At 59.8% G+C, this 26,346-nt stretch carries 27 protein-coding genes and 1 tRNA gene; 18 read left to right on the top strand and 10 right to left on the bottom strand.

Annotation, left to right across the window (positions count from 1 at the left end; translation table 11 throughout):
• Nucleotides 1–64: 64 nt before the first annotated feature.
• Nucleotides 65–1,729: an electron transfer flavoprotein-ubiquinone oxidoreductase gene (locus AC1RAC_RS18760; RefSeq protein WP_034126749.1), complete on the bottom strand. Its 1,665-nt coding sequence runs from the start codon at nucleotides 1,727–1,729 to the stop codon at nucleotides 65–67.
• Nucleotides 1,730–2,245: 516 nt separating this feature from the next.
• On the opposite strand from AC1RAC_RS18760, the gene AC1RAC_RS18755 reads away from it, so the two are divergent.
• The 14 genes from AC1RAC_RS18755 (at nucleotide 2,246) to AC1RAC_RS18690 (ending at nucleotide 13,925) form a co-directional block, all read left to right on the top strand.
• Nucleotides 2,246–2,995 (top strand): electron transfer flavoprotein subunit beta/FixA family protein, encoded by a 750-nt coding sequence (locus tag AC1RAC_RS18755; RefSeq protein WP_014719538.1) that lies wholly within the window; start codon nucleotides 2,246–2,248, stop codon nucleotides 2,993–2,995.
• Between the two features lie 2 nt (nucleotides 2,996–2,997).
• Nucleotides 2,998–3,927 carry an electron transfer flavoprotein subunit alpha/FixB family protein gene (locus AC1RAC_RS18750; RefSeq protein WP_034120769.1) on the top strand — a complete coding sequence of 310 codons (930 nt, stop codon included), beginning with the start codon at nucleotides 2,998–3,000 and terminating at the stop codon, nucleotides 3,925–3,927.
• A gap of 160 nt (nucleotides 3,928–4,087) precedes the next feature.
• A complete protein-coding gene (locus AC1RAC_RS18745; protein ID WP_205547393.1) occupies nucleotides 4,088–4,903 on the top strand; it encodes a substrate-binding periplasmic protein in 816 nt (271 codons plus the stop codon).
• 9 nt (nucleotides 4,904–4,912) lie between these two features.
• Complete coding sequence (locus AC1RAC_RS18740) at nucleotides 4,913–5,275, top strand: DUF4398 domain-containing protein (RefSeq protein ID WP_003193475.1); 363 nt, start codon at nucleotides 4,913–4,915, stop codon at nucleotides 5,273–5,275.
• Nucleotides 5,272–6,084: an OmpA family protein gene (locus AC1RAC_RS18735; RefSeq protein WP_034126751.1), complete on the top strand. Its 813-nt coding sequence runs from the start codon at nucleotides 5,272–5,274 to the stop codon at nucleotides 6,082–6,084. Before AC1RAC_RS18740 ends, AC1RAC_RS18735 begins: the two co-directional genes overlap by 4 nt.
• 268 nt (nucleotides 6,085–6,352) lie before the next feature.
• Nucleotides 6,353–7,792 carry an aminotransferase-like domain-containing protein gene (locus AC1RAC_RS18730; protein ID WP_003193472.1) on the top strand — a complete coding sequence of 480 codons (1,440 nt, stop codon included), beginning with the start codon at nucleotides 6,353–6,355 and terminating at the stop codon, nucleotides 7,790–7,792.
• A gap of 93 nt (nucleotides 7,793–7,885) precedes the next feature.
• On the top strand, nucleotides 7,886–8,377 hold the full coding sequence (locus tag AC1RAC_RS18725; RefSeq protein WP_034126752.1) for a hypothetical protein: 492 nt from the start codon (nucleotides 7,886–7,888) through the stop codon (nucleotides 8,375–8,377).
• Between the two features lie 162 nt (nucleotides 8,378–8,539).
• Nucleotides 8,540–8,794, top strand: a complete 255-nt coding sequence (locus AC1RAC_RS18720) for a YkgJ family cysteine cluster protein (protein WP_034126753.1) — start codon at nucleotides 8,540–8,542, stop codon at nucleotides 8,792–8,794.
• A 41-nt stretch (nucleotides 8,795–8,835) separates the two neighbouring features.
• Nucleotides 8,836–9,441, top strand: a complete 606-nt coding sequence (locus tag AC1RAC_RS18715) for an START domain-containing protein (RefSeq protein ID WP_054897213.1) — start codon at nucleotides 8,836–8,838, stop codon at nucleotides 9,439–9,441.
• A gap of 103 nt (nucleotides 9,442–9,544) precedes the next feature.
• Nucleotides 9,545–9,781: a hypothetical protein gene (locus AC1RAC_RS18710; RefSeq protein WP_054897212.1), complete on the top strand. Its 237-nt coding sequence runs from the start codon at nucleotides 9,545–9,547 to the stop codon at nucleotides 9,779–9,781.
• Between the two features lie 213 nt (nucleotides 9,782–9,994).
• Complete coding sequence (locus tag AC1RAC_RS18705; protein WP_003193463.1) at nucleotides 9,995–10,336, top strand: ribonuclease E inhibitor RraB; 342 nt, start codon at nucleotides 9,995–9,997, stop codon at nucleotides 10,334–10,336.
• A 445-nt stretch (nucleotides 10,337–10,781) separates the two neighbouring features.
• Nucleotides 10,782–12,191 (top strand): circularly permuted type 2 ATP-grasp protein, encoded by a 1,410-nt coding sequence (locus AC1RAC_RS18700; RefSeq protein WP_054897219.1) that lies wholly within the window; start codon nucleotides 10,782–10,784, stop codon nucleotides 12,189–12,191.
• A gap of 4 nt (nucleotides 12,192–12,195) precedes the next feature.
• Nucleotides 12,196–13,146, top strand: coding sequence for an alpha-E domain-containing protein (locus AC1RAC_RS18695; RefSeq protein WP_034126756.1), 951 nt, complete (start codon nucleotides 12,196–12,198; stop codon nucleotides 13,144–13,146).
• A complete protein-coding gene (locus tag AC1RAC_RS18690; RefSeq protein ID WP_034126757.1) occupies nucleotides 13,143–13,925 on the top strand; it encodes a transglutaminase family protein in 783 nt (260 codons plus the stop codon). The genes AC1RAC_RS18695 and AC1RAC_RS18690 overlap by 4 nt, the downstream gene beginning before the upstream one ends.
• A 185-nt stretch (nucleotides 13,926–14,110) precedes the next feature.
• On the opposite strand, the gene AC1RAC_RS18685 is transcribed toward AC1RAC_RS18690, so the two are convergent.
• On the bottom strand, nucleotides 14,111–14,911 hold the full coding sequence (locus AC1RAC_RS18685) for a c-type cytochrome (RefSeq protein ID WP_127881152.1): 801 nt from the start codon (nucleotides 14,909–14,911) through the stop codon (nucleotides 14,111–14,113).
• A gap of 647 nt (nucleotides 14,912–15,558) precedes the next feature.
• On the opposite strand from AC1RAC_RS18685, the gene AC1RAC_RS18680 reads away from it, so the two are divergent.
• The 3 genes from AC1RAC_RS18680 (at nucleotide 15,559) to AC1RAC_RS18670 (ending at nucleotide 19,856) form a co-directional block, all read left to right on the top strand.
• Nucleotides 15,559–16,764 carry an acetyl-CoA C-acetyltransferase gene (locus AC1RAC_RS18680; RefSeq protein ID WP_054897210.1) on the top strand — a complete coding sequence of 402 codons (1,206 nt, stop codon included), beginning with the start codon at nucleotides 15,559–15,561 and terminating at the stop codon, nucleotides 16,762–16,764.
• A gap of 16 nt (nucleotides 16,765–16,780) precedes the next feature.
• Complete coding sequence (locus AC1RAC_RS18675; RefSeq protein WP_054897209.1) at nucleotides 16,781–18,925, top strand: 3-hydroxyacyl-CoA dehydrogenase NAD-binding domain-containing protein; 2,145 nt, start codon at nucleotides 16,781–16,783, stop codon at nucleotides 18,923–18,925.
• A 205-nt stretch (nucleotides 18,926–19,130) separates the two neighbouring features.
• Complete coding sequence (locus AC1RAC_RS18670; protein WP_014719523.1) at nucleotides 19,131–19,856, top strand: amidotransferase; 726 nt, start codon at nucleotides 19,131–19,133, stop codon at nucleotides 19,854–19,856.
• Here the strand turns inward: AC1RAC_RS18670 and AC1RAC_RS18665 are convergent.
• From AC1RAC_RS18665 to AC1RAC_RS18650, 4 genes are all read right to left on the bottom strand, one after another.
• Complete coding sequence (locus AC1RAC_RS18665; RefSeq protein ID WP_492616884.1) at nucleotides 19,853–20,824, bottom strand: magnesium and cobalt transport protein CorA; 972 nt, start codon at nucleotides 20,822–20,824, stop codon at nucleotides 19,853–19,855. The genes AC1RAC_RS18670 and AC1RAC_RS18665 overlap by 4 nt on opposite strands.
• A 147-nt stretch (nucleotides 20,825–20,971) precedes the next feature.
• A complete protein-coding gene (locus AC1RAC_RS18660) occupies nucleotides 20,972–21,694 on the bottom strand; it encodes a 1-acylglycerol-3-phosphate O-acyltransferase (protein WP_096143565.1) in 723 nt (240 codons plus the stop codon).
• Between the two features lie 212 nt (nucleotides 21,695–21,906).
• The gene (locus tag AC1RAC_RS18655) at nucleotides 21,907–22,599 is read right to left on the bottom strand and encodes a crotonase/enoyl-CoA hydratase family protein (RefSeq protein WP_034126762.1); all 693 of its coding nucleotides are present in this window, start codon (nucleotides 22,597–22,599) and stop codon (nucleotides 21,907–21,909) included.
• Between the two features lie 50 nt (nucleotides 22,600–22,649).
• On the bottom strand, nucleotides 22,650–22,817 hold the full coding sequence (locus tag AC1RAC_RS18650; protein WP_155290843.1) for a hypothetical protein: 168 nt from the start codon (nucleotides 22,815–22,817) through the stop codon (nucleotides 22,650–22,652).
• A gap of 103 nt (nucleotides 22,818–22,920) precedes the next feature.
• Here AC1RAC_RS18650 and AC1RAC_RS18645 point away from each other — a divergent pair.
• Nucleotides 22,921–23,010: transfer RNA gene (locus AC1RAC_RS18645), tRNA-Ser, on the top strand.
• A gap of 148 nt (nucleotides 23,011–23,158) precedes the next feature.
• On the opposite strand, the gene AC1RAC_RS18640 is transcribed toward AC1RAC_RS18645, so the two are convergent.
• From AC1RAC_RS18640 to AC1RAC_RS18625, 4 genes are all read right to left on the bottom strand, one after another.
• Nucleotides 23,159–24,199 (bottom strand): DMT family transporter, encoded by a 1,041-nt coding sequence (locus tag AC1RAC_RS18640; protein ID WP_492616883.1) that lies wholly within the window; start codon nucleotides 24,197–24,199, stop codon nucleotides 23,159–23,161.
• A 69-nt stretch (nucleotides 24,200–24,268) separates the two neighbouring features.
• Nucleotides 24,269–24,604, bottom strand: a complete 336-nt coding sequence (locus tag AC1RAC_RS18635; RefSeq protein WP_003193349.1) for a hypothetical protein — start codon at nucleotides 24,602–24,604, stop codon at nucleotides 24,269–24,271.
• A gap of 178 nt (nucleotides 24,605–24,782) precedes the next feature.
• Nucleotides 24,783–25,361: a DUF4337 domain-containing protein gene (locus tag AC1RAC_RS18630; RefSeq protein ID WP_003193347.1), complete on the bottom strand. Its 579-nt coding sequence runs from the start codon at nucleotides 25,359–25,361 to the stop codon at nucleotides 24,783–24,785.
• A gap of 53 nt (nucleotides 25,362–25,414) precedes the next feature.
• Nucleotides 25,415–26,299, bottom strand: a complete 885-nt coding sequence (locus tag AC1RAC_RS18625) for a LysR family transcriptional regulator (protein WP_014719515.1) — start codon at nucleotides 26,297–26,299, stop codon at nucleotides 25,415–25,417.
• Between the last annotated feature and the right edge of the window lie 47 nt (nucleotides 26,300–26,346).

The following is a 26,346-nucleotide window of genomic DNA, read 5'->3' as shown; positions in this document are numbered from 1 at the left end:
TTGATCGATGTCGCCCACAAAAAAGGCTCCCATTTCGGGAGCCTTTTCTGGTTAAGCGAACGACTTACATATTCGGGTAAGTCGGCCCGCCCGCGCCTTCCGGCGTCACCCAGGTGATGTTCTGCGAGGGGTCCTTGATGTCACAGGTCTTGCAGTGCACGCAGTTCTGGGCGTTGATCTGGAAGCGTTTCTCGCCGTCTTCCTTGGTCACCACTTCATACACGCCTGCCGGGCAGTAGCGCTGCGCCGGTTCATCGTAGAGCGGCAGGTTGGTGCCGATCGGGATGCTTGGGTCTTTGAGCTTCAAGTGGCACGGCTGTTCTTCTTCATGGTTGGTGCCGGAGATGAACACAGAGCTCAGTTTGTCGAAGCTCAGCTTGCCGTCGGGTTTGGGGTAGTCGATCTTCTGGCTGTCTTTGGCCAGCTTCAGGCAGGCGTAGTCCGGCTTGGTGTCGTGCAGGGTGAAAGGGATCTTGCCGCCGAAAATGTTCTGGTCGAGCCAGTTGAAACCGCCGCCGATGATTGCGCCGAACTTGTGCACGGCCGGGCCGAAATTACGGCTGGCGAACAGTTCTTCATACAGCCAGCTGGCTTTGAAGCTGTCGACATATGTGGTCAGTTCATCACCGCCCTCGGATTCGGCAAACAGGCGGTCGGCCACGGCGTCGGCGGCGAGCATGCCGGACTTCATCGCGGTGTGACTGCCTTTGATCTTGGCGAAGTTCAGGGTGCCCAGATCGCAACCGATCAGCGCGCCGCCTTTGAAGACCATCTTCGGCAGCGAATTCAGGCCACCTTTGCAGATCGCGCGGGCGCCGTAGCTGACCCGCTTGCCGCCTTCCAGGTACTGGGCCAGCACCGGGTGGTGCTTGAGGCGCTGGAATTCATCGAACGGCGACAGGAAGGTATTGCTGTAGGACAGGTCGACGATCAGGCCGACCACGACTTGATTGTTTTCCAGGTGATAAAGGAACGAGCCACCGGTGTTCTCTTTACCCATGATGTCCAGCGGCCAACCGGCGGTGTGCACCACCAGGCCCGGCTGGTGCTTGGCTGGGTCGATTTCCCAGATTTCCTTCAGGCCAATGCCGTAGTGCTGGGCGTCGGCGTCGCTGTCCAGGTTGAAGCGCTGGATCAGTTGCTTGCCGATGTGGCCACGGCAACCTTCGGCGAACAGCGTGTACTTGCCACGCAGCTCCATGCCCGGGGTGTACAGGCCGTCTTTTGGCTTGCCTTCACGGTCGACGCCGAGGTCGCCGGTGATGATGCCGCGTACCACGCCGTTCTCGTCGAACAGCGCTTCCTGGGCGGCGAAGCCTGGGTAGATTTCCACGCCGAGGTTCTCGGCCTGCTGGGCCAGCCAGCGGCACAGGTTGCCCAGGGAAATGATGTAGTTGCCTTCGTTGTGCATGGTCTTGGGCACAAAGAAGTCGGGCACCTTGGTGGAGGCTTCCGGGCTGCGCAGTACATAGATGTCATCGCGCACCACGGGCGTGTTGAGCGGAGCGCCGAGTGCTTTCCAGTCCGGGAACAGCTCGTTCAGGGCACGTGGTTCAAACACGGCACCGGAGAGGATATGGGCGCCGACTTCGGAGCCTTTCTCGACCACGCAGACGCTGATTTCCTTACCGGCTTCGGCGGCCTTCTGCTTCAGTCGGCAGGCGGCAGACAGGCCCGCCGGGCCAGCGCCGACGATGACCACGTCGAATTCCATGTATTCGCGTTCCACAGGCTATCTCCTACTCAAGGCTCAACAGGCTTTTTTTTCTAATGGGTGGAGGTTCGGTGTGGTTCTGCGCGAAGGCAGCACCCACCTGTCTCTCTAGGTGGCGCATTATATATAGACCACCGACAGCGTCCAATACAAACGTTTGTTTGAATCGCCTGCAGCCTAGATAAATCAAAGCAACGGGGCTTATGACTGACCATTTTGCCGTATTGACCAGAATAGGCGTTCCGGTCAAGATACGGTCGGTTTTGCGCTTCCCGTAGGCAGACTGCAGGTTTCAAGAGCACGTCCAAAGACAGGCCGAAGGCAATGAAGGTGATGCGCACCCAAACGTTGGAGCGCAGTTTACACGCCACGATAAAGAATGACCTCTCAGTCACCACTGACGAACGGTCGTCATTTCCCGTGTGCAAGGCCACTGCCGAGGTCTTTGGAGGTGCCCTTGTGTGCCGATGAGCATCAACCGCCAGGTTCGCCTAGGCGACTTTCTTTTCACCGGAGAGTAACGAGGAATCCATGAAGGTTCTTGTAGCTGTCAAACGCGTTGTCGATTACAACGTGAAAGTTCGCGTCAAGGCGGACAATTCCGGCGTCGACCTTGCTAACGTCAAGATGTCGATGAACCCTTTCTGCGAAATCGCTGTGGAAGAAGCCGTACGCCTGAAAGAGAAAGGCGTGGCGACGGAAATCGTCGTGGTGTCCATCGGGCCGACCACTGCCCAAGAGCAGTTGCGTACCGCTTTGGCCCTGGGCGCCGACCGCGCCATTCTGGTGGAGTCCGCTGAAGAGCTGACCTCCCTGGCCGTTGCCAAGCTGCTCAAGGCCGTTGTCGACAAGGAACAGCCACAACTGGTGATCCTGGGCAAACAAGCCATCGACAGCGACAACAACCAGACTGGCCAGATGTTGGCTGCACTGACCGGTTACGGCCAGGGCACCTTCGCTTCGAAAGTCGAAGTGAGCGGCGACAGCGTTGCGGTCACCCGTGAAATCGACGGCGGCGCGCAGACGGTTTCCCTGAAACTGCCGGCCATCGTCACCACCGACCTGCGTTTGAACGAGCCGCGTTATGCGTCCCTGCCAAACATCATGAAAGCCAAGAAGAAGCCTCTGGAAACGCTGACTCCGGACGCTTTGGGCGTTTCCACCGCCTCTACCAACAAGACCGTCAAAGTCGAAGCGCCGGCTGCACGCAGCGCGGGCATCAAGGTCAAGTCGGTGGCTGAACTGGTCGAGAAACTGAAAAACGAAGCGAAGGTAATCTAATCATGACTATCTTGGTAATCGCTGAACACGACAACAAGGTACTGGCCCCGGCCACCCTGAACACCGTGGCCGCTGCCGCTAAAATCGGTGGGGACATCCACGTGCTGGTTGCTGGTCAGGGCGCTGGCGCCGTGGCTGAAGCGGCTGCAAAAATCGCAGGCGTGAGCAAAGTCCTGAACGCTGACAATGCCGCTTATGCGCATCAGCTGCCGGAAAACGTTGCACCGCTGGTCGCCGAGCTTGGCGCTGGCTACAGCCACATCCTGGCCGCCGCTACCTCCAACGGCAAAAACATCCTGCCACGCGTTGCCGCCCAGCTGGACGTTGACCAGATCTCCGAGATCATCTCGGTAGAAAGCGCCGATACCTTCAAGCGCCCGATCTACGCCGGTAACGCCATCGCCACCGTGCAGTCCAATGCTTCGGTCAAGGTCATCACCGTACGCGCCACCGGTTTCGACCCGGTTGCTGCCGAAGGTGGCTCGGCTGCCGTTGAAGCCGTCTCCGCTGCCCACGACGCTGGCACTTCCAGCTTCGTCGGCGAAGAGCTGGCCAAGTCGGACCGTCCTGAACTGACTGCTGCCAAAATCGTCGTTTCCGGCGGGCGTGGCATGCAGAACGGTGACAACTTCAAACACCTGTACGCCCTGGCCGACAAGCTGGGTGCTGCGGTCGGCGCTTCCCGCGCAGCCGTTGACGCAGGTTTCGTACCCAACGACATGCAGGTCGGCCAGACCGGCAAGATCGTTGCGCCACAGCTGTACATCGCCGTCGGTATCTCCGGCGCGATCCAGCACTTGGCCGGTATGAAAGACTCCAAAGTGATCGTTGCGATCAACAAGGACGAAGAAGCTCCGATCTTCCAGGTTGCCGATTATGGCCTGGTGGCGGACTTGTTCGAAGCCGTACCTGAATTGGAGAAGCTGGTCTAATCCAGCCGCTTCACTTATAAAGAGCCCGGTCTTATGACCGGGCTTTTTTATTCCCTGTAGGAGCGAGCTCGCTTGCGAAAAAACCACAGGCGCCGCATTTATTCAGAACGCACGCGTTATCGTTGACGTTTTTCGCGAGCACTTTAGGAAGGAACATGCCATGGCGCTGCGCCCCTGGACTGTACTGTTGGGCCTTACGCTGCTGCCGAGCCTGACGCTCGCCGCCGGCAAGTGCGAGCGCCTGGTGATCACCGGCAGCCCGGACGCACCGCCTTTACTCTGGCGCGACCCCCAGGACCCTACGCACCTGATCGGCGCGACCGCTGACGTGCTGCAACAAGTGGGCAAGGAGCTCGGGCTGAAAATCGACCTGCTCTACGGCGGCAAACGCTCCCTGGCCCTTGATGAAGCACGCAGCGGGCGCATGGACATTCTCGCCGACGCACCGCTGAACCTGGGTGAACTGGACCACTTCGACTACATCCATCCGGCGCTGATGCAGACCGACTACCTGGTATGGACGCGCAAGGATTCAGCCGTGGTCTATTCCACCGCCGCCGATTTGCACGGCCACAAAGGCGCAGTCTCGGAACGTGCGCGTTTGAGCGCGGAGTTCGAAACCTTCGCCAGCCAGCAACTCAACCTGCAACGCCTGCCCAATTTGACGCCGGCTTTCCAGAAACTGTTGCTCGGTGAGGTGGACTACGTGCTGGCTGGGCGCTATTCCGGCATGGCCATGGCCCAGACCCTGGGCATGAGTAATGACCTGGTGGCCCATGAGGTGCCTGCCGATCAGCCTGGCCTGTACCTGGCGATTTCCCACAACTCGGCCTGCAATGATCCTTGGCTTCGCGGACAGCTGACGAAAAAGATGACAGAATTGCCCGCCTCCGGTGCCGCTCAAGCCGCGCTGCAGCGCAATCTGGAGCGTTGGAAAGCGCAACTGCAACAACCTGTCGGCACCCCAACAAAGTAGGGATTTACAGTGATTTTTCGAGCTCTTTTCGCGGCCCTTGCCGTTGTCGCGCTGGCGGGATGCGCAACCGATCCTGCGCCGATCGAACAAATGCGCCTGACCCAGCAAGCCTTGGAACAAGCCACCGCGGTCGGGGCCAACACCGATGAATCCCCCGAACTGAAGCTGGCCGAAGAAAAATTCGCCCGGGCCAAGGGCAACATGGCCGACCAATCCTACAAGCGAGCGCGGATGCGCGCCGAGCAGGCTGAGCTGGACGCACGCCTGGCCGAAGCCAAAGTGCTGACCGGCAAGAGCCAGGAACAATTGAACGTGCTCAATACCCGTATCACTCGCCTGCGTAAGCAGCTGCAGTTGGGAGAAGCACAATGAGCCCGATGATCCGTGGCCTGAGCTGTGTACTGCTGCTGGGCAGCGTGGCCCTGGGCGGCTGTGCGAGCCAACCCACGAGTGAGCAGGCGTTGCAGCAGGCCGGCGATGACTTTCAAAAGGTCAAGGAAGACGCCAACGTGCTGCGCTTCGCGCCCAAGGACGTGATCCGCGCCGGAGAGTCCCTGGCCCGCGCCGATCGCCTGTCCAGCTACTGGGGCAGCGGCTCCGATGTGGTGCATTACGCCTACCTGAGCCAGCGGTACAGCGCCATCGCCCGAGAGCACACCCAGCAGGGCCTGAATGCCGAGCGCGGCACCCAACTGGAGTTGGAACGTCAGCGCCTGCAACTGGCCTTGCGCGAAAACAAGCTGGCCAGCGTGCAACAGCAGGGCAAGTGGGTTGAAGCGCAAATCGCCAGCCTCACCACCCAGACCGACCGTGGCCTGGTGATGACCCTGGGCGACGTACTGTTCGACACCGGCGAAGCGGAGCTGCAGAACTCGGCCAACCGCACGGTGCTCAAGATCGTGCAATTCCTGCAACTGAACCCCAAGCGTCGGGTGCGCATCGAGGGTTACACCGACAACACCGGTGGCGAGCAGGAAAACCTGAAACTGTCCCGCGACCGGGCTCAATCGGTGGCCGACCTGTTGATGGACCTGGGTATCGATGACAAGCGCATCGAAGTCGAAGGTTATGGCGACCAATACCCGGTGGAAGCCAATGCCTCCGAGCGTGGCCGCGCGCAGAACCGTCGGGTGGAAATTGTGTTCTCTGACGAGAAGGGCCAATTGGGCGCAGCGCGCTAATAGCTGACGCAGATCCAAATTGTGGGAGCGGGCTTGCTCGCGAATGCGGTGGCTCAGTACTGGATGTGCTGACTGACACACTGCCTTCGCGATCAAGCCCGCTCCCACATTTCGTTTCGGCGATGCCCACCCCAGCTCCCCGGCAGTTTTTACTGTCACTCCTGCCCGCGCTCGACTATTGTGGCAACTGTCCCCGTACACTTCTAAACTGTGCCGGTATGTATGTTTCACACAAAAATAAAATGCCCGTGAAATCGAGTGCTGCGTCATGACCAATCTGTTGCTTTACCAACGTATTGCCCAGCAACTGGCTGAGGACATCCGCCGCGGTGTTTACCAACCGGGGGAGCGCGTGCCGTCGGTGCGCAAGATGAGTTCCCAGCTCAATGTGAGCCATGCCACGGTGCTGCAGGCCTACGCCAACCTGGAAGACCAGGGGCTGATCCGGGCGCGGCCGCAGTCGGGCTACTACGTGCACCAGACGCCAGCACTCACGGCGCCTACGCCTGATATCGCACGGGTCGAGCGCCCAGGGTTGGTCACCCGTAGCAGTATCATCCAGCAGGTGCTGGTCGAGTCGCGCCGTGAAGGGGTGTTTCCCTTGGGCGCGGCGGTGCCGAGTGTCGACTACCTGCCAGTGCGGGCACTGCATCAGCAATTGGCCAAGGTCACGCGTTTCCAGAGCCCACGTGCGTTCAGCTACATGTTCAGCCCTGGCTTTGAACCCCTGCGGCGCCAGGTGGCGATCCGCATGCGCGATGCCGGGGTGGTAGTGGACCCTTCCGAAGTGGTGATTACCCACGGCTGTGTCGATGCCTTGCAAATGTCGTTGCGCGTGCTGACGCGCCCTGGCGACCTGATCGCGGCTGAATCACCGACCTATTACGGCTTGCTGCAATTGGCTGATCTGCTGGGCCTCAAGGTGATCGAGATCCCCAGCGACCCCGCCACGGGCATGAGCCTGGAAGCCCTGCAACTGGCCGCCAACCAATGGTCGATCAAAGCGCTGGTGCTGACCACGCGCTTGAGTAACCCGCTGGGCGGCACCATGCCGGAGGAGCGGCAGAAACAGTTGCTGCGCCTGGCGTCGGACTTCGATATCCAGATCGTCGAAGATGATATTTACGGCGAGTTGATGTTCGAACTCGGCCGCACCAAAGCCCTCAAGGCCTACGACCGCCTCGACCGGGTGATCTATTGCTCAAGCTTTTCCAAGACCTTGTCCCCAGGCGTGCGCATTGGCTGGATGATTGCCGGCAAATACCAGCAGGAAATCCAGCGCCTGCAGATGTTCAGCACGCACTCGGCATGCAGCGTCACCCAGATGGGCGTCGCGGCCTATCTGGAAAACGGTGGCTACGACCGTCATTTGCGCTACATCCGCCAGGAATACCGCAAGAACCTCAGCGCCTTCCAATTGGCGGTGCAGCAGTATTTCCCCGAGGGCACCCAGATGACCCGCCCGACCGGCGGCTTTATCCTGTGGGTCAGTTTGCCGGGGCGGGTCAATACTCAGGAACTGCATGTGCGTGCCCTGCAACAAGGCATCAGCATTGCGCCAGGGCTGATTTTCAGTAATACCGAACAGTTCAACCACTGTATTCGCCTCAATTGCGGCACGCCGTGGAACCGCGAGGCGGAGAGGGCGTTGATGACCCTGGGAATGCTTGCCAGCCAGCTGTGCCAGGAGGCCGCAGCGGGTTTTTGAGGCGAGCAAAGGGGACAAGACTGATCTGTGCCCTTGTCATGCCGCGCACAACAAGCGAGCATATGGCCTTCTGCCGTTAATGCTGTTGGCGATATGACTTCTATTTTTCGCGTTACGTTGATGCTTGGTCTGCTGAGCCTGTGCAATGCCGGTAGCGTGCTGGCTGCAGCACCGGTGGCTGAAGGCAAGCCTGTTGTCGGTGCCGAGCAAAAGACCTCAGCCAAGCAGCCAACGCCTGCGAAAAAATCCCCTGCCGCGCAAAAGAAAGCCGCTTCGACCAAAAAGCGTGCACCCGTGGCGAGCAAGTCCAAGTCGGCCCATGAGGTCGCCCAGACCAAACTGCCACCGGCACAGTTGGACCTGTCCCTGCCTTCGGACATGGTCAGGCACTTGCAACCCATCGGCACCATGCCCAAGCCCAAGAGCGTGCCTCTATTGCCGCCGATGTTTGGTGAAAAGCCCACCGACAACAGTGCGTTCCAGATCAACGGCCGCTTGCTCAGCAATGAGATGAAGCTGCAACTGCGTAACGAAGAGCGCCGTGATGTAGAAGGCGCTGCGCTGGATTTCGAATTCAAGCAATAAACTTTCGGTCCACAGGTGACCCAGGTTGCCGACCATCTGTCGCAGACTGGTCGGTCATTTTTGTTTTGTGCGAAAAACTCCTGTTGGCCCATTTTAAAACGGCTGTTTAAGGGCGTACTCTAGCCCGGCCATCCCTATTGAGTCGTCGAGGACCTGCTGGTCATGAAATGCCGTGAAGGCTGTGGCGCCTGCTGCATTGCCCCCTCCATTAGTTCGCCACTACCCGGAATGCCCCAGGGCAAACCCGCTGGCGTCCGTTGCGTGCACCTGTCGGTGGAACAATTGTGCCAGTTGTTCGGTCAACCGCAGCGGCCCGCCGTGTGCAGTGATTTCAAGGCCGATATTGAGGTGTGCGGCAACGACCAGGCCGATGCCATCCGGCTGATCGGCTGGTGGGAGCAGATGACGGCGGCTTGATGGGCTTTACTATCGGAACTTCAACAATAAGGAATACAACGATGGGTTCGCTGAAACGAGTGGCTGTGCTGTGCGGTTTTACGCTGTTGTTTGCGGCCACTGCCCAGGCTGAGGATTGGCAAGTCGCCAAGGACGAAGACGGTATCAAGGTGTCCCTGAGCGAGATTGCCGGTTCCAAGTACAAGGCCTATCGCGGCGTGACCGTGATCAAGGCGCCTTTGGCCAAGGTCCAGGCGCTGCAGGAAGATGTGGTCGGTGCTTGCGCATGGATCCATGAATGCAAATCCCAGAAACTCGTCGACAAGAAAGGCGACGAGGCCTGGACCTACACCCAGTTCAAGGCCCCGTTCCCCGTGACGGACCGCGACTCGTACATCCACGTCACCACCACCAAAGCCGCTGACGGCACCGTCACGCGCAAACTGGAAGGTGTGCCGACCTACAAGCCCGAAGCAAAAGGCTACGTGCGGGTCGCCCAGGTGGAGGGTTTCTGGAAACTGGTGCCAAAGGGCGATAACCAGACCGAAGTCACCTACCAGGTACACACCGAGCCAGGTGGTAGCGTACCTTCGTGGCTGGCCAACAAGTTCGTGGTGGACGCCCCGTTCAACACCTTGAAAGCCTTGAAAGATCACGCTGAAAAATAAGTGCAGTTGATCCGGTGCCTCCGGGCTTGAGCGGAACGTTTTGCGCGCCGCCAAGGTCCAGATACTTGTAAGCCCACCTATGGGTTTTATCGAGGAGGCATCGATGCAAACGTGGCAAATTACCTTCGTTGATGATCACGGTGAAACGTCCGTGCAGCAGTTCACCTGCGAACAAAAGCCCAGCCTCGAAGATGCTGCGCATATGATTCGTGCGAAGCTGGTGCCGATTGCTGCCAAACTCGATCTCAATGACCTGGAAGGCCGTAAACCCGAGCCGACGGTCAAGATTCTCAAAGACCAGAACAGTATCCAGATTCTCGATATTTCTCCCTCCGTCTAAACATTTTTCACGCGCCACACGAGCGCCTCTGGTGGCGGTGACAGCTTCACGCTACTCTGCAATCGAGATCAGCGAATGAATCGCTAAGGTCTGGTCTTGTCAGCTACATGCTTGTTTTCCTGCGGTGTTGTTATGCCGTGGTGCCCGCGCCAGCAGGGCGCGGGGCTTCAGGAAGCACGGAAAGTCTATCCATCGGTGTGAGGAGGACGTTTCATGAGCACAGCCTATCAAGAAGACATCAGCACCAACGTACTGCGCCGCATGAAAGAAGGCGGCTTTGATTTCTCGCGCTTTCACCCCATCGAGTTCTACGCCATTTTCCCGGATGAGGAACGGGCGCGCAGGGCTGCGGGTCGATTTCGTGGGGAGTCCCTCAACGCCCAGGTCAGCGCGCGCGACGATGGCGCCTGGTACCTGGAACTGAGCAAAATCATGTTCGCAACCTACGACGGCATAGGAGACTTCGAGCAAGACTTTGAAGCGGTGGTCGAGCCCCTGGGAGGGATCATCGAAGGATGGGGCGTCAAGCAGGAGGTGCGTGGGTTACCCATGTAGTTGGTATTTATGAGCAGCACAGCGTGTCGGCTGACCTTTGGGTCGGCCGATTTTGTTTGGGCTACCGTCGCAACGGAAACTGCCGTTTCAGGCGCAAAAAAAAGCCACCCGAATAGGGTGGCGGAAAGGGAAGACCGAGGAGTCATCAGTACACGAGTCAATACGTTACTGAATGTGCAAAGGGTTTGGCTGTAGGACACGTCCTGTTCAACCGATGTGGGCGATTATCCGCATGTGCAGGCGGGCAGTGAAATCAACTCTGACTATGCTGTTGATAGCCAAACACCGCATTGCAACGGAGCGTACGGCGTGGCCCAGGCAATTGCGCGCACCAGGACGGTGCGGCAAATCCCCTCGGATTATGCAACTGTTTGATTATCAAGTGTTTATGCCGCTGGCACGGGCCTTGCGAAGGTTCTTGCGTCCGGGTGACAAGGAGTACGGCATGATCCGCACTTATTACGATGAAATGTACGATGGGGCAGGGCAGGTTCGCCCCCATTATCGCGAGTTCGCCCGTTGGTTGGCCGACACCCCTGCCGAACTGCTGGCCCAGCGCAGGCGTGAAGCCGATTTGCTGTTCCACCGCGCCGGCATCACCTTCACCCTCTACGGGGACGAACAAGGCACCGAGCGCCTGATCCCCTTCGATACCATCCCCCGCAGCATTCCGGCGAGTGAATGGCGGGTTGTCGAACGCGGTTGCATCCAGCGGGTCAAGGCGCTGAACCTGTTCCTCACCGACCTGTACCACGACCAACGCATCATCAAGGCCGGCATCATCCCCGCCGAGCAGGTATTGGCCAACGAGCAATACCAACTGGCAATGCGGGGCCTGGACTTGCACCGCGATATCTATTCGCACATCTCCGGGGTGGACCTCGTACGCGATGGCGACGGCACGTACTACGTGCTCGAAGACAACCTGCGCACGCCCAGCGGTGTCAGCTACATGCTCGAAGACCGCAAGATGATGATGCGTCTGTTCCCCGAGTTGTTCGCGGCCCAGCGCATCGCGCCCATCGACCATTACCCCAACCTGCTGCTCGACACCCTCAAAAGCGCCAGCCCCCTGGATAACCCCAGTGTGGTGGTACTGACGCCCGGGCGTTTCAATAGCGCGTTCTTCGAACATGCCTTCCTGGCTCGGGAAATGGGTGTGGAGTTGGTGGAAGGCGCGGATTTGTTCGTGCGCGATGACCGTGTGTTCATGCGCACCACCGATGGGCCCAAGGCTGTCGATGTGATCTACCGTCGCCTCGATGATGCATTTCTAGATCCCTTGGCATTCAACCCCGACTCGATGCTCGGTGTACCCGGCCTGCTCGCCGCCTACCGGTGCGGCAATGTGGTGCTGGCCAACGCCATTGGCACCGGAGTCGCGGACGACAAATCGGTTTACCCGTTCGTCACCGAGATGATCCGCTTCTACCTCGATGAAGAGCCGATCCTGCAGAACGTTCCGACTTTTCAATGCCGTAAGCCTGACGAGTTGTCCCACGTGCTGGCCAACCTGCCCGACCTGGTGGTCAAGGAAACCCAGGGCTCCGGTGGTTACGGCATGCTGGTTGGCCCGGCGTCTACGACCGCAGAAATCGAAGCGTTCCGGGCGCGTATCAAGGCCAAGCCACACGCCTATATCGCGCAGCCGACCCTGTGCTTGTCCACCTGCCCGACCTTTGTCGAAAACGGCATCGCCCCGCGCCATATCGACCTGCGCCCCTTCGTGTTGTCCGGCAAGGACACCCGCGTGGTGCCGGGTGGCCTGACCCGTGTGGCGCTGCGCGAAGGCTCGCTGGTGGTCAACTCGTCCCAGGGCGGCGGAACCAAAGACACCTGGGTGGTCGAGGACTGATGCCATGTTGAGTAGAACTGCCTCGGATTTGTACTGGATGTCACGTTACCTGGAGCGTGCCGAAAACCTCGCACGCATGCTCGATGTCAGCTATTCGCTGTCGCTGATGCCCCAGGACGGGCGCGGCGATGGCCTGCACGAATTGGCCATGCCGCTGTTGATCACCGGCACTCTGGACGATTACCACGAGCGCCATGGCCCATTGCACGCTGAACGCTTGCTGCACTTTTTTGCCTTGGACGCGGCCAACCCGGCGAGCATCTACAGCTGTCTGGGTGCGGCGCGGGCCAGCGCCCATGCGGTACGTGGGCGGATCACCGCCGACATGTGGGAAAACATCAACGCCACCTGGCTGGACATTCGCGATATCGCCCAGCAGGGGCTCAGCCATTACGGCATGAGCCGGTTTTGTGAGTGGGTCAAGGAGCGTTCCCATCTGTTTCGGGGCGCCACGTACGGCACCATCATGCGCAACGATGCCTTCCGCTTTATCCGCCTGGGCACTTTTATTGAGCGTGCCGATAACACCCTGCGCCTGCTGGATGCCCGCTACGAAATGGCCGGCGAACAGGCGGCGGCGGTCAGCGATGGTACGGCTCACGCGTATTACCAATGGAGTGCGTTGCTGCGCGCTCTGTCGTCGTTCGAGGCGTACACCGAGATTTATCGCGATGCGCCGGGCGCTCGGCAAGTGGCCGAACTGCTGCTCTTACGCGCGGATGTGCCGCGTTCGCTGCGTGCTTGCAGCGAAGAGATCGACCAGATCCTCGCGAGCCTGCCAGGCCTCAATGGTCGCCCGGCCCAGCGCCTGGCCGCCGAGATGGATGCGCGCCTGCGCTTTACGGCCATCGACGAAATCCTCGAGGAAGGCCTGCATGCCTGGCTGACCGACTTTATCCCCTTGGTCCGCCAGTTGGGCGACGCCATCTACAGTTCCTACCTGGAGGCGGCATGAGACTCTCCATCAGCCACGACACCACCTACCACTACGAAGACCAGGTGCGCGCCAGCATCCAGTACCTGCGCCTGACCCCCCATGACAGCGAGCGCCAGCACGTGCTGAGCTGGCAACTCGACCTGCCGCGCCCGGTGCGGGCGCAGGTGGACCCCTTCGGCAACATATTGCATGTGCTCACGCTGGACGAACCCCATGACGCCATCATCATTGGCGCTCGGGGCGTGGTGGAGATCGATGAATGGCGCGAGGCCGAACACGAAAGCCAGTCTGCCTTTCCGTTCCTGCGCTCCACGCGCCTCACCGAGCCCGACGACGCCCTGCGCGGGTTTGCCGAGCAAAACTGCCATCAGCGTCGCGACCGCACGGCGCTTATCGACTTGATGCAGGCGCTGAACCACACCATGGTCTACACCCCCGGCGCGACTGACGTCGATACCTGCGCCGCCCAAGCCTTCGCAGGGGCCGCTGGGGTGTGCCAGGACCATACCCATGCGTTCCTGGCCTGCGCACGTAGCCTGGGGATCCCGGCGCGGTATGTGTCGGGGTATTTGTACACCGAAGACAGCGCGCACCTGGCCAGTCATGCCTGGGCCGAAGCCTGGCTGGATGACGCCTGGTACAGCTTTGACGTGACCAACCAACTGGCGCGGCCGGAGCGGCACTTGAAGCTGGCCGTCGGCCTGGACTACCTCGACGCCTGCCCGGTACGCGGCATGCGCCGTGGCGGTGGGCATGAGCAGATGCACGCCAAGGTATTCGTGGCGCCGCAGCAATGACCGATAACTGTCGGAGCAAGCTTGCTTGATCGTTCGCACGCTCTGCGTGGGAATGCAGCCCAGGACGCTCCGCGTCCCATGGCGTGACGCAGAGCATCACAAGAGGCGTTCCCACGCAGAGCGGGGGAACGATCGAGAATGCCACCGTGGCGCATAGACGCCTCGGCTTGGGCGAGTCCATCCAATTACAACTTGCGGCCCGCCATATGCCGCAGATACCCCACCAGCAAGTCCAACTCATTGTCTGGCAATACAATGGCTGTAAACGCCGGCATCTTCGCCTGTGGCCAATGCCTCAGGCTTTGCGGGTCGCGGATGTAACGCTTGAGAAAATCGCCGCTGAAATACTCGGTGGGGTTGTAGGGCACATTCAAGTCCGGCCCCATCTGGGCATCACCGCCGCCATTGAGGCGATGGCACGCCAGGCAGTTCTTCTGGAACAACGCAAAGCCCTGGTTGATCGGGTCGTTCGCCGCCAGCTTAGGGTCGGGCAATAACGCCGGGAAACGCTCGCCAACCGTCTGCAACTGTTTGAACCTGGAGACCTGGAACGGCCACTGTTCCGGGCTGATACGTCCGGCTTGAGGGTTGGTCCAGACCAGATAGAACGGTCCGGCGCTGGGCTTGCCCTGTGCCAGTGGTGGCCATGGATGGGCCGGGTCTTCCACGGCCAGCCAGGCGCGGGCGCCGTTTTTTTCCAGCAACGGCGCGGCGGCAAGTTCGGCGGCAAAACCATCAAGGGCAACGGCTTGCAGGTGGTTCGCAGATTTAAGGCCCGGCAAGAGCACCGCGAGGGGCACCGCACGATAGGTCATGTTGCGCTTGTAGGACACATCATCAACGATCTGCACCGTCTGAGCGTCGGGATGCTTGAGCAGCTCGGCGGTCTCCCAGGTTTTGTGGGTGTGGTCCAACTCGATGGTCAACTGTGCCGCCGCCGCAGGCAGGCTCAGCAGCAGGGCAAAAAGGGCGAGGATCGGTTTCAAGGCACAGGCCCGTTGCGAGAGAGTGAGGGCGCACACGATAACGGAAAACGGCAGGTAAAAAGACAGCCCCTGCAACAGGAGCGCTAAGCGCAATGTCCTGGCAGGTGCTGCCAAAAGCTGCAGGCCTGGTGCGATGTGTGCACGGAAGCTGGAAGTGTCACCCAATAACCTTGGTTAAATTGGGCAAGATCAGAATCAAGGTGGTGGCGAACAGGATAAGTCCCGCCTGACGTACTTTCGATTGTTTGAACATGGCTGACTGCCTTTTCTTTTGTTGTTATTCCTGAGCGTCAAATGCGTGCCGTTGAAGTCAGTATCGCGAGGTGACGTTGCACTTTTCTTACAGCTGCTCCAGCAAAACCCGGCAGCAGCGTCTTACAGATTCAACCTTAGAGCGCCCGTTCTTTCTGGCTTAGACTCATTTCATATCAGCTAAGAAGTATTTGCGCTAAAAACGGCATGAGGCTTATTGCCATCTTGGCGCCAGCCCTAGGGCTAGACGGCTAAAACGATTAATCAGGCATTTCCCGTAGGTACCTACCGTTCGTCCGAGCGAGGGGGTCAAAAGCAATGAGCGCATCCGTCATTGAAACCGTGTCAATCGGGCCTAAGGTAGGGGCACACACCCATAGCGGTTCGAGGATGTCATGACCCAAGCTTTGATCTTTGATGCGATACGCACGCCCCGGGGTAAAGGCAAGGCCGACGGTGCCCTGCACAGCGTCAAGCCTGTAAACCTGGTGGCCGGCTTGCTCACGGCGCTGGCGCAGCGCAGCGACCTCGACACCCGCCAAGTGGATGACATCGTCCTTGGCTGCGTCACCCCCGTGGGCGACCAGGGCGCCGATATCGCCAAGACCGCCGCGCTGGTGGCCGACTGGGATGTCAGTGTTGCCGGTGTACAGGTCAATCGCTTCTGCGCGTCGGGCCTGGAGGCGGTGAACCTGGGGGCGATGAAGGTGCGTTCCGGCTTCGAAGACCTGGTGGTTGTTGGCGGCGTCGAGTCCATGTCCCGCGTGCCCATGGGCAGCGATGGCGGCGCCTGGGTGCTCGACCCGCAAACCAATATGCACAGCCACTTCACGCCCCAAGGCATTGGCGCCGACCTGATCGCCACCCTGGAAGGCTTCACACGCCAGGATGTCGACACCTTTGCCCTACAGTCCCAGCAGAAAGCCGCCAGGGCGCGGGCAGACCGTTCCTTCAATAAGTCGCTGATCGCGGTGCACGACCAGAACGGCATTGTGCTGCTGGACCATGACGAATTTATCCGCGGCGACTCAACCCTCGAGGGCTTGGGCAAGCTCAAGCCGAGCTTCGAAATGATGGGCCAGATGGGCTTCGACGCCACCGCGTTGCGGGTCTATAGCCACGTGGAGCGCATCCACCATGTGCACACGCCGGGCAACAGTTCCGGCATTGTGGATGGCGCCGCGCTGATGCTGATCGGTTCCGAGGCCAAAGGCCGTGAACTGGGCCTGCAACCGCGGGCGCGTATTGTCGCCACGGCGGTGACCAGCACCGACCCGACCATCATGCTCACCGGCCCCGCGCCGGCCACTCGCAAAGCACTGGCCAAAGCCGGCCTGCGGGTTGAAGACATCGACCTGTTCGAAGTCAACGAAGCCTTTGCTTCGGTCGTGCTCAAGTTCATCAAGGACATGGGCATCGACACCGCACGGGTCAATGTCAACGGCGGCTCCATCGCCATGGGCCATCCCTTGGGCGCCACCGGCTGCGCGATTCTCGGCACCTTGCTCGACGAGCTCGAGGTGCGCCAGCAACGCTACGGCCTGGCCACCTTGTGTGTCGGCGGTGGCATGGGGATCGCCACCATTATCGAACGCCTCTGAGCCTAAGGAATTTGTCATGACCGATGCCATTCGTTACGAAAAAGGCCAGGACCAGATCGTGGTACTGACCCTGGACATGCCCGGCCAGAGCGCCAACACCATGAACGCCGCCTACCGTGAAGCCATGGCGGCCACCCTCGCGCGCCTGGAAGCGGAAAAGGACGAGATCGCCGGGGTGGTGATCACCTCGGCCAAGAAAACCTTTTTTGCCGGGGGTGACCTCAATGAGCTGATCAAGGTCGATAAAGCCCACGCCAAGTCGTTCTACGACAGTGTCTTGGTATTGAAAGCGCAATTGCGCCGCCTGGAAACCCTCGGCAAACCGGTGGTCGCCGCGATCAATGGCGCGGCCCTGGGAGGTGGTTGGGAGATTTGCCTGGCCTGCCATCACCGGGTCGCGCTGGACGACAAGTCCGTGCAACTGGGTTTGCCGGAAGTCACCCTTGGCCTGTTGCCCGGGGGCGGTGGCGTGGTGCGCATGGTGCGCATGCTTGGCCTGGAAAAAGCCTTGCCGTATTTGCTCGAAGGCAAAAAGGTGCGGCCCGCACAGGCCCTGCAAGCGGGTTTGATTGATGAGTTGGCGGCGGATCGCGAGGCATTGCTGGCCCAGGCCCGTGCCTGGATTCTGGCTAATCCGCAGGCCAGGCAACCCTGGGACACCAAGGGCTACGCGATTCCCGGCGGCACGCCATCCCACCCTAAAGTCGCACAGATGCTCGCCATTGCGCCGTCGATTTTGCGTAGCAAGACCCAGGGCTGCTTCCCCGCGCCGGAGAAAATCCTGTGTGCAGCGGTCGAGGGCGCCCAAGTGGACTTCGACACCGCGCACCTGATCGAAACCCGTTACTTCACCGAACTGGTGACCGGGCAAGTGGCGAAGAACATGATCGGCACCTTCTGGTTCCAGCTCAACCAAATCAACGCCGGCAGCTCGCGACCGCAGGGTTTTGCGCCTTATGTAACGCGCAAAGTCGGCGTGCTCGGCGCCGGGATGATGGGCGCGGGCATCGCCTATGTCAGTGCCTGTGCGGGGATCGAGGTGGTGCTCAAAGACATCACCCTGGCCGCCGCTGAAAAAGGCAAAGCCCATTCGGCCGCATTGCTGGACAAGAAAGTCAGCCGTGGGCAATTGACCGCCGAACAGCGCGAAACCACCCTGGCGCGCATTCATCCTACTCAGGATGACGCCGACCTGGCCGGCTGCGACCTGATCATCGAGGCCGTATTCGAAGACCGCGCACTCAAGGCCAAGGTCTCGGCCGCAGCGCAAAGCGTGGTGGGGGCCGACGCGGTGATCGCCTCCAACACCTCCACCTTGCCCATCAGCGGCCTGGCCACGGCGGTGCCTGATCAAGCCAGGTTCATCGGCCTGCACTTCTTCAGCCCCGTGGACAAGATGCCCTTGGTGGAAATCATCAAGGGGGCGCGCACCAGCGACGAAACCCTGGCCCGAGGTTTTGACTTCGTACTCCAAATCAAGAAAACCCCGATTGTGGTCAACGACAGTCGCGGTTTCTTTACCTCGCGGGTATTCGGCACCTTTACCAACGAAGGCATCGCCATGCTCGGCGAAGGCGTGGCGGCGCCGATGATCGAGACCGAAGCGCGCAAGGCCGGCATGCCAGTGGGGCCGCTGGCGGTGTCCGATGAAGTGTCCCTCAGCCTGATGAGCCATATCCGACAGCAAACGGCCAAGGACCTGCAGGCCGAAGGCAAGGCTATGCCGAACCATCCGGCGACGGCGGTGATTGATCTGTTGGTGAACGAATACAAGCGCACGGGCAAGGCGGCCGGCGGTGGTTTTTACGACTATCCCGCTGGCGGCCAGAAGCACCTGTGGCCTGAGCTGAAAAACCGGTTCGAACAGCCCGGCAAGCAAATCTCCCCCCAGGATGTGCGTGACCGCTTGCTGTTTATCCAAGCCATCGAAACCGTGCGCTGTGTGGAGGAGGGCGTGTTGATGTCCACGGCGGATGCCAACGTCGGTTCAATCTTCGGCATCGGTTTTGCCGCTTGGAGTGGCGGCGCGTTGCAGTTTATCAACCAGTACGGGCTGAACGACTTCATCGCCCGCGCCCGCTACCTCGCCGAGGAGTACGGGGAGCGCTTCTCGCCGCCGACGTTGTTGTTGGAAAAAGCCGCAAAAGGTGCGCTGTTTTAGACGTTTCACTGTAGGAGCGAGCTTGCTCGCGAAAAACGCACAGGCATCGCTTTTATCCAGGATACCTGCGTTATCGTTGACGTTCTTCGCGAGCAAGCTCGCTCCTACAGTGAGTGTGGGTGCCCATTGAGGGCTTGCTTTGGGGGTGTATTTCAAGGCAGGCTCTGGGTGTGCAATATTCCCATCGCCGTGTCAGGTATTTTTTATGTCGCTACGCGTCTGCATCCTGGAAACCGATATTCTGCGTCCCGCTTTGATCGATGAGTACCAAGGCTATGGGCAGATGTTCAAGCGCCTGTTCGCCAAGCAACCGATAGCCGCCGAGTTTGTGGTCTACAACGTGGTGCAAGGCGAGTACCCGCCGGATGACGAAGTGTTTGACGCGTACCTGATCACCGGCAGCAAGGCCGATTCCTTCGGTACCGACCCCTGGATCCAGACGCTCAAGACCTACCTGCTCACGCGTTATGAGCGCGGCGACAAGCTGCTGGGCGTGTGCTTCGGCCATCAGTTGCTCGCGCTGCTGCTGGGCGGCAAGGCCGAACGTGCCAGCCAGGGCTGGGGCATGGGCACCCACGCCTACAAACTGGATGCCAAGACGCCATGGATGAGCCCCGAGGTGCCGGAGCTGACGCTATTGATCAGCCACCAGGACCAAGTCACCACCTTGCCGGAAAACGCCACCGTGATCGCCTCCAGCGAATTCTGCCCGTTTGCCGCGTATCACATTGGCGACCAAGTGCTGTGCTTCCAGGGCCATCCGGAGTTTGTTCACGACTATTCCCGTGAGTTGCTGGAAATACTTCAGACAACCTTGGGTGAAAAGGTCTACAGCAACGGCGTGGCCAGCCTGGAGCGCGACCACCACGGCGTGACCGTGGCGGAGTGGATGATGCGCTTTGTGGCGCACCAGCCTGAAGCCAAGGCTTAAAGCCAGCCCGAACGCTTGAAGCTGGCCCATAAACCGGTACAGCCCAAGGTAATAAAACCGAGCACCGCAAAATAGCCGTAGTGCCATTGCAGCTCGGGCATGTTCTGGAAGTTCATCCCGTAAATCCCCGCCACCGCCGTGGGGAACGCCAGGATCGCCGCCCACGCGGCGAACTTGCGCTGCACCACGCTCTGGCGCGAAGCCTCCAGCAACACACCGATCTCGATGGTCTGGCTGGCAATGTCGCGCAGGGTGGTGAGGTCTTCCATTTGCCGCGTCACGTGGATTTGCACGTCACGGAAATACGGGCGCATGTTCTTGTCGATAAACGGAAAGCTGAGCTTCTGCAACTCTTGGCTGATTTCGACCATCGGCGCCACATGCCGCTTGAGCCGCAACACATCGCGGCGCAGGCCGTGGAGGTGCTGGATATCGCGCTCGTTTAGCGAACTGCACAGCACGTTGCGCTCCAGCTCATCGATCTCGGCATGGATCGCCTCGCTCACCGGCTGGTAGTTTTCAGTGACAAAATCCAGCAACGCATAGAGTACGAAATCTTCCCCATGCTCCAGTAACAACGGTCGCGCCTCACAACGCTGGCGCACAAAACCGTAGGACGCCGAGTGGCCGTTGCGTGCGGTGATGATGTAGCCGTTGCCGGCAAAGATATGGGTTTCGATAAACTCCAGCTTGCCGTTCTCGCGCACCGGTGAGTAGGTGACGATAAACAGCGCGTCGCCGAAAGTTTCCAGCTTCGGGCGGCTGTGTTTTTCCATGGCGTCTTCAATCGCCAGCTCGTGCAGGTTGAACTGGCGTTGCAGGTTGTTCAGTTCCTGGGCGCTGGGTTCTTCCAGGCCGATCCACACAAAGTGCCCAGGTTTGGCGGCCCGGGCCGCGCCTTCATCGAGAGTGATATCCGAGACTTTCTTACCGGCGCTGTAGACGGCAGCCGCAACAACTCTACCCATGGTGCTGATCACTTCTTATCAAGAGGACAGATGTTGGGCAGCTTAGCCTGAATGGCGTTCCGTTGTTGCTGGCTGATATCACTGATCGTTCCCACGCTCTGCGTGGGAATGCCGCCCGTGACGCTCCGCGTCACCCTAAGCGTGCGCCTACGCGCGTTGCAGTTCGCGGTCCATCTGTGCAATGCATTCATCCATCTGCGTCTGACACGTCAGCAGCAACTGAGGGATGTCATCCACCGTCAACCCACAGGTAGGAATCGGCGGCAACGAGCGTATCAGCACACTGCCGCTGTCCCAACGATTGAGCTTCATCTGCGTCACGTAATTGCTGACACACACCTGCACGATAGGCACACCGGCCGCAATCGCCATATGGAACGCGCCTTTCTTGAACGGCAACAACCCTTTGCCCAGGTTGCGCGTACCTTCCGGGAACACCCAGATTGACGTGTCCTCATGCTGCAAGGTATGCGTGGTCGTCAGCATCGCACGCCGGGCCTTGTGCGCATTGCCGCGGTCGATCAGCACATTGCCCGCCAGCCAGAACAACTGGCCGAACAGTGGTACCCATTTCAGGCTTTTCTTGGCGATGCAGACCGTGCGGTGGGGCACTACATTGCCGAACACAAACAAATCGTAATTGGACTGATGGTTGGCGATCACCACGCAGGTACCGGGCTTGTCGCGCAGCGAGTCGACGTCGGTCTTCACGTTCAAGCCCAAGATCCGCATGGCCGGCAACGCATAGAGGCGAGCGCAGAGACGGCTGTTGTCCGGGTTGAACGGCCGGCACACACCGACCAACACACCCAGCACGCCAGCGATCATAAAATGCAGGCTCATCAACAACATACGCAACAGAAAAAGCATCGACACGGCCCATCGGGACAAAAGGTGGCGCAGTGTACGGATGTGCACTGTATTCGGCAATTGCCCCTACAGACGTAGGAGATAGCCGATGTTTAAGCGCATGTTTCCACATGGGCCGATAACGGCTAGCTAGAGCGGCTACGGACGTTTCACATTTATAGGTAAGAAAAAGCCCGACTCAAGGTCGGGCTCTGGCGCAGCAGGGGTAGGACTTAGCTCAGGCTATGGCCCTGATCCTGGATGATTGCATCGTCCAGGGCTTCGAGCAGCGCGCGGCGTACTTTCAACTTGGTGTGCTTGTGGGCGTTCATATTGATCTTCTTCAACTGCCGCGCTGCTTCCAGTGCTGCAGCGTGCAGTTCTTCGGGTGCCACCACCTTGTCGAGGAAACCGGCGTGCAAGGCGCCTTGCGGATCAAACATCTCGGCATTGATCACCGAACGCTGAAACGCCGACTTACGCAGGCGATCCCGCGCCAACTCGATACCGGCATGGTGCATGGTCATGCCAATCGCCACTTCATTCAGACCAATGCTGAACGGGCCTTCGACGCCAATCCGATAATCGGCCGACAACAACAGGAACGCGCCTTTGGCCACCGCATGGCCAGGGCAGGCCACGATCACCGGGAACGGATGCGCCAACATCCGCCGCGCCAGGGTCGAACCCGAGGTCACCAGGCTGATTGCCTCTTTAGGGCCAGCGGTCATCACCTTCAAATCATAACCACCCGACAAAATCCCCGGCGTGCCCGTGATGATCACCACTGCCCGATCCTTCTCGGCCTGATCCAGCGCCGCATTAAACTCACTGATCACCGCCGGAGAAATGGCATTCACCTTGCCGTTGCTCAGGGTCAGGGTCGCGATACCGTCTTCGAAGTGGTAGGCAATCAACTCACTCATGACGCGGTTCCTTGTAGGGCTTGTTATAGAGATAGATGCGCAGACGTTACTCACCACGCCCGCGCGGGTAAAGCGCCGTGACTGACTACCCAGTCAGGCTTTTCCTGCATCCCCAAGGGTAGACGCCCCGGAGCAGGGCGCAGCAAGCGCTCCAGACGCGTGCCGCCGATGCCTGAGAATGGCACAATCACCACCCCTTGCCGGACGGTGAATGGCATAACGGTCTAACCGCATGAAAATTCTGAAAAAAACCTTTGCCATCAGAAAGGCTTTCGACTACATTAGCGCGCCTCGACAGACTGAACTGGTTTGACGAGATACGGTGAAGTGTCCGAGTGGCTTAAGGAGCACGCCTGGAAAGTGTGTATACAAGAAATTGTATCGAGAGTTCGAATCTCTCCTTCACCGCCAAATTCGATGTAAACAGAACCCCTGGTTTCGAAAGAAACCAGGGGTTTTGTGATTTCTGGGGTTTGAAAGGTACAACTTTTATCAGCTCAGTTGTCTGGCCTTTCAGTCTGCGGCCCCATGACGTCACACCCTCTGCCTAAGCCCGCCCTCAATGCCTATGCCGATGATGCACATCCGGAAAGTGCGCGTGGCTATGCCTCATCACTCCATGTGCATGCACGTGGCTATGAGGCACCTTCGAGTCCCACTCGAACCCATGCTCATGTTGATGATGCTCATCATGCACATGCCAATGCCCATGTTCCGTTGCCTCATGCAGATGCTCATGGGCATGCCGCTCCGTCAGGTGCAGCCACACGCCTACTGCCATCAGTGCCGAGGCAATCCAGAAGGCCGCGGTCACCGACTCGCCAAATACCAGCAACGCCACTGCAGCACCGAGAAAGGGTGCCGTGGAGAAGTAAGCGCCGGTGCGCGCGCTGCCCAGTCCGCGGAGGGCCAGCACGAACATCACCAGGCTGATGCCATAGCCGAGGAAACCTACCAGTAGAATCGGCGCCAGTTGCGCCATGCCGGGAATCTGCGCCCCGAGGTAAAGTGCCAGGCTGCAATTGACCAGCCCCGCAATCAAGCCTTTGGCTCCTGCGATAAACAATGCGTCAGACGCGGACACTTTGCGCGTGAGGTTGTTATCGATCCCCCAGCACAAACACGCCAGCGCAACGGCAAGCGGTCCGGTCCAGTCTTGGCGGCTGCCGTCGGCACCGGACCCTGACAACACCACGCCGCCCAGCACAATGGCGAGCATGCCGAGGACGATGCGTCGGTCGGCGTTTTCGCGGAACACGACCCAGGCGATCACGGCGGTCAGTACCGATTCAAGGTTGAGCATCAGGGAGGCGCTGGCGCTGGTGGTGCGGGTCAGGCCGAACATCAGTGCAACGGGGCCGAGGAGGCCGCCGAAGGCGATGGCGCCAAGTAGCCAGGGCCATTCCGATGGGGTTAGCCCGGTAGGTTTCCAGCCGCGATCACGGATCAAGCGCACACCGGCAAGGCCAATGCCGCTGCCGAGGTAGAGCAGGCCGGCGAGCAGGATGGGCGAGAGGCCCAGGCCAAGACTTTTGGCGAGCGGGGTGCTGGCGCCGAACAGGGCGGCGGCCGCGAGGGCGTAAATGATGCTGAGGTTCATGGGCCATCCTCGAAAGTCAGGCCCATGATACGTCGCTTGCCGGGGTCAGCGCCCTGGCAATTTCGTACTTTATTGCGCGGTTTTCAGCTTGATCACATCACCGGAGATTTTGGTGGTGTAACCGTTCAATACCCAAGCCCAGAACCACTTTTCCTGCACTTGTGTGTTGATCAACGCGTCGCCGCCCTTGGCCTTGATGGCTGCATCCTGGGCGCGTACGAAGCGGTTGTTCTGGCCGATGGGGATGACGCCCAGCAGCATGATGCCGGTGGCGCTGGCTTCGCTGTGGCCGAGGACGGTGTATTGGCTGGCGTCGTATTGCTGGGTTTTCATGGCGGTGCCGGTGCAACCTGCCAGGGTGAAACCAAGTACGGCTGCTGCAACGACTTTACTGACGTATTTCACTCATAACTCCATAGGTTCAATCTCGAGATTCAATTCTCGGGGGGGCGACACTCTAAGCGCTCAGTTGGCAGATTGAAATCAATCAGCGAGGCTGGGTCGCAGTCTGGCGGGTACTGCGCGGTGATCCCATTGCAGCCTGGTTGGGGCTCGACAGCGCCCACATTTATTCTTCGGCGTGTCAGAGATGCAGCCACGCCAGGCCACCCAACATCACCGCCACCCCGCCGGCGGTGTACGACATGCGTTTGAGCCATTCCTTGCGCGTGAGCAGGGTAATCGCCGCCAATGAAATCGCGATCTGAATCGCCGTCATCGCCTGGGCCCAGCGATGGTGCTGGTGCAGCGCTTCCTCGGATTTGTGGTCCCAGTCCCGTGAAGTGGCCTCAAGCGTTTCGGCCTGTTTACGCACTTCTTCCTTCTGGCGCTTGTAGCGCTCGATCTCCGCCTGGTAATGCGCCGCATCCACGCCGGGAATATGGCTGGCCAGTTCTGCCAGGTTCTGGCGGCTGGATTTGGCCTGGTAGTAGTTCCACTGGTTAGCGGCTTCGGTCTTGATGATGGCGGCGTTGTTCTTGTCCATCGCAGCTTCACTTTCGCTGGAGCCGGCCTGATAGCTGAGCATGGCACCGACGGTCGCCATGATCGCGGTCATCACGGCGATACGACTGGCAAAGCTATCGCCGCGGCCGTGAGCATGCTCGGTGGTGTGTTCAAGGTGTTTTTCGTGGGGGCTGGGAACTTCGAAGGCTTCGGACATGGGGCGACCGCGAACGGATTGAGGTGCGCTGATTGTTCACCAGCGCAGCTGTCTCAAGCCTGTACGTAACGCTGCAAACCTGCCACCAGTGCATCGAATGTCACCCGGCAGCGTGGGCTGTTGCGCAGGTCTTCGTGCATGCTGACCCAAGTGTCCATTTTAAACGCGAAGCCGTCAGGCAGCACTCGGCGCAGACGTGGGTCGCGCTGGGCCAGTTGTACCTGGCACCCACCGATGCCGGCACCGGCGCGGATCATTGCCAGTTGCGCCAGGTCGCTGTCGCTACTGATGGCGAAGGCGTTGCGCTCAAAACCCTTGATTGCCAGGCTGCGGATAAATGCAGTGGCTTGATCAAAGCCGATGACGGAGTGGCCGGCCAGGTCGTGCATGTGTTGGGGGATGCCGTGTTGCTGCAGGTAATCGTCACGGGCATGCAGGCCGACTTCGATCAGGCCGATACGCCGCGCCAGCAGCTGCTCCTGGCTGGGGCGCACCATGCGCACCGCAATGTCGGCTTCCAGCTGCAGCAGGTCGCTCAAGCGGTTGGTCAGCACCAGTTCCACCTTCAGGTGCGGGTGTTCCCGGCGCAATTGCGTGATGATCGGCGGCAGTACCTCCACACCCACCACTTCACTGGCCGATACTCGTACCACGCCGCGCACCTCATCGCCTTGGGACGAGGCGGCGCGTTCAAGGGCGGCGGCGGTACGCGCCATGGTTTCTGCATGCGCCCGCAGTGTGTGGGCGACCGTAGTGGGTAATAAGCCTGAGGGCGAGCGGGTGAACAACACGACGCCCAGCGCCGTTTCCAGCGCGGCGATGTGCCGCCCTACCGTGGGTTGGGTGATGCCGAGCTGCCGTGCGGCCCCCGACAGCGATCCTTCCTTGAGTACACCGAGAAATGACCGGTAAAGCTCCCAACCGATATTCGTAGCCATACATAAATGTATAGCGGCTCGATACTCTTGGGCAATTCCTCTATAGC

The organism is Pseudomonas sp. GW823-FHT02F05, assembly GCF_058797315.1.
Note: the sequence above shows the minus strand (reverse complement) of the source record. Positions and strands in the feature narration are given on the sequence as shown.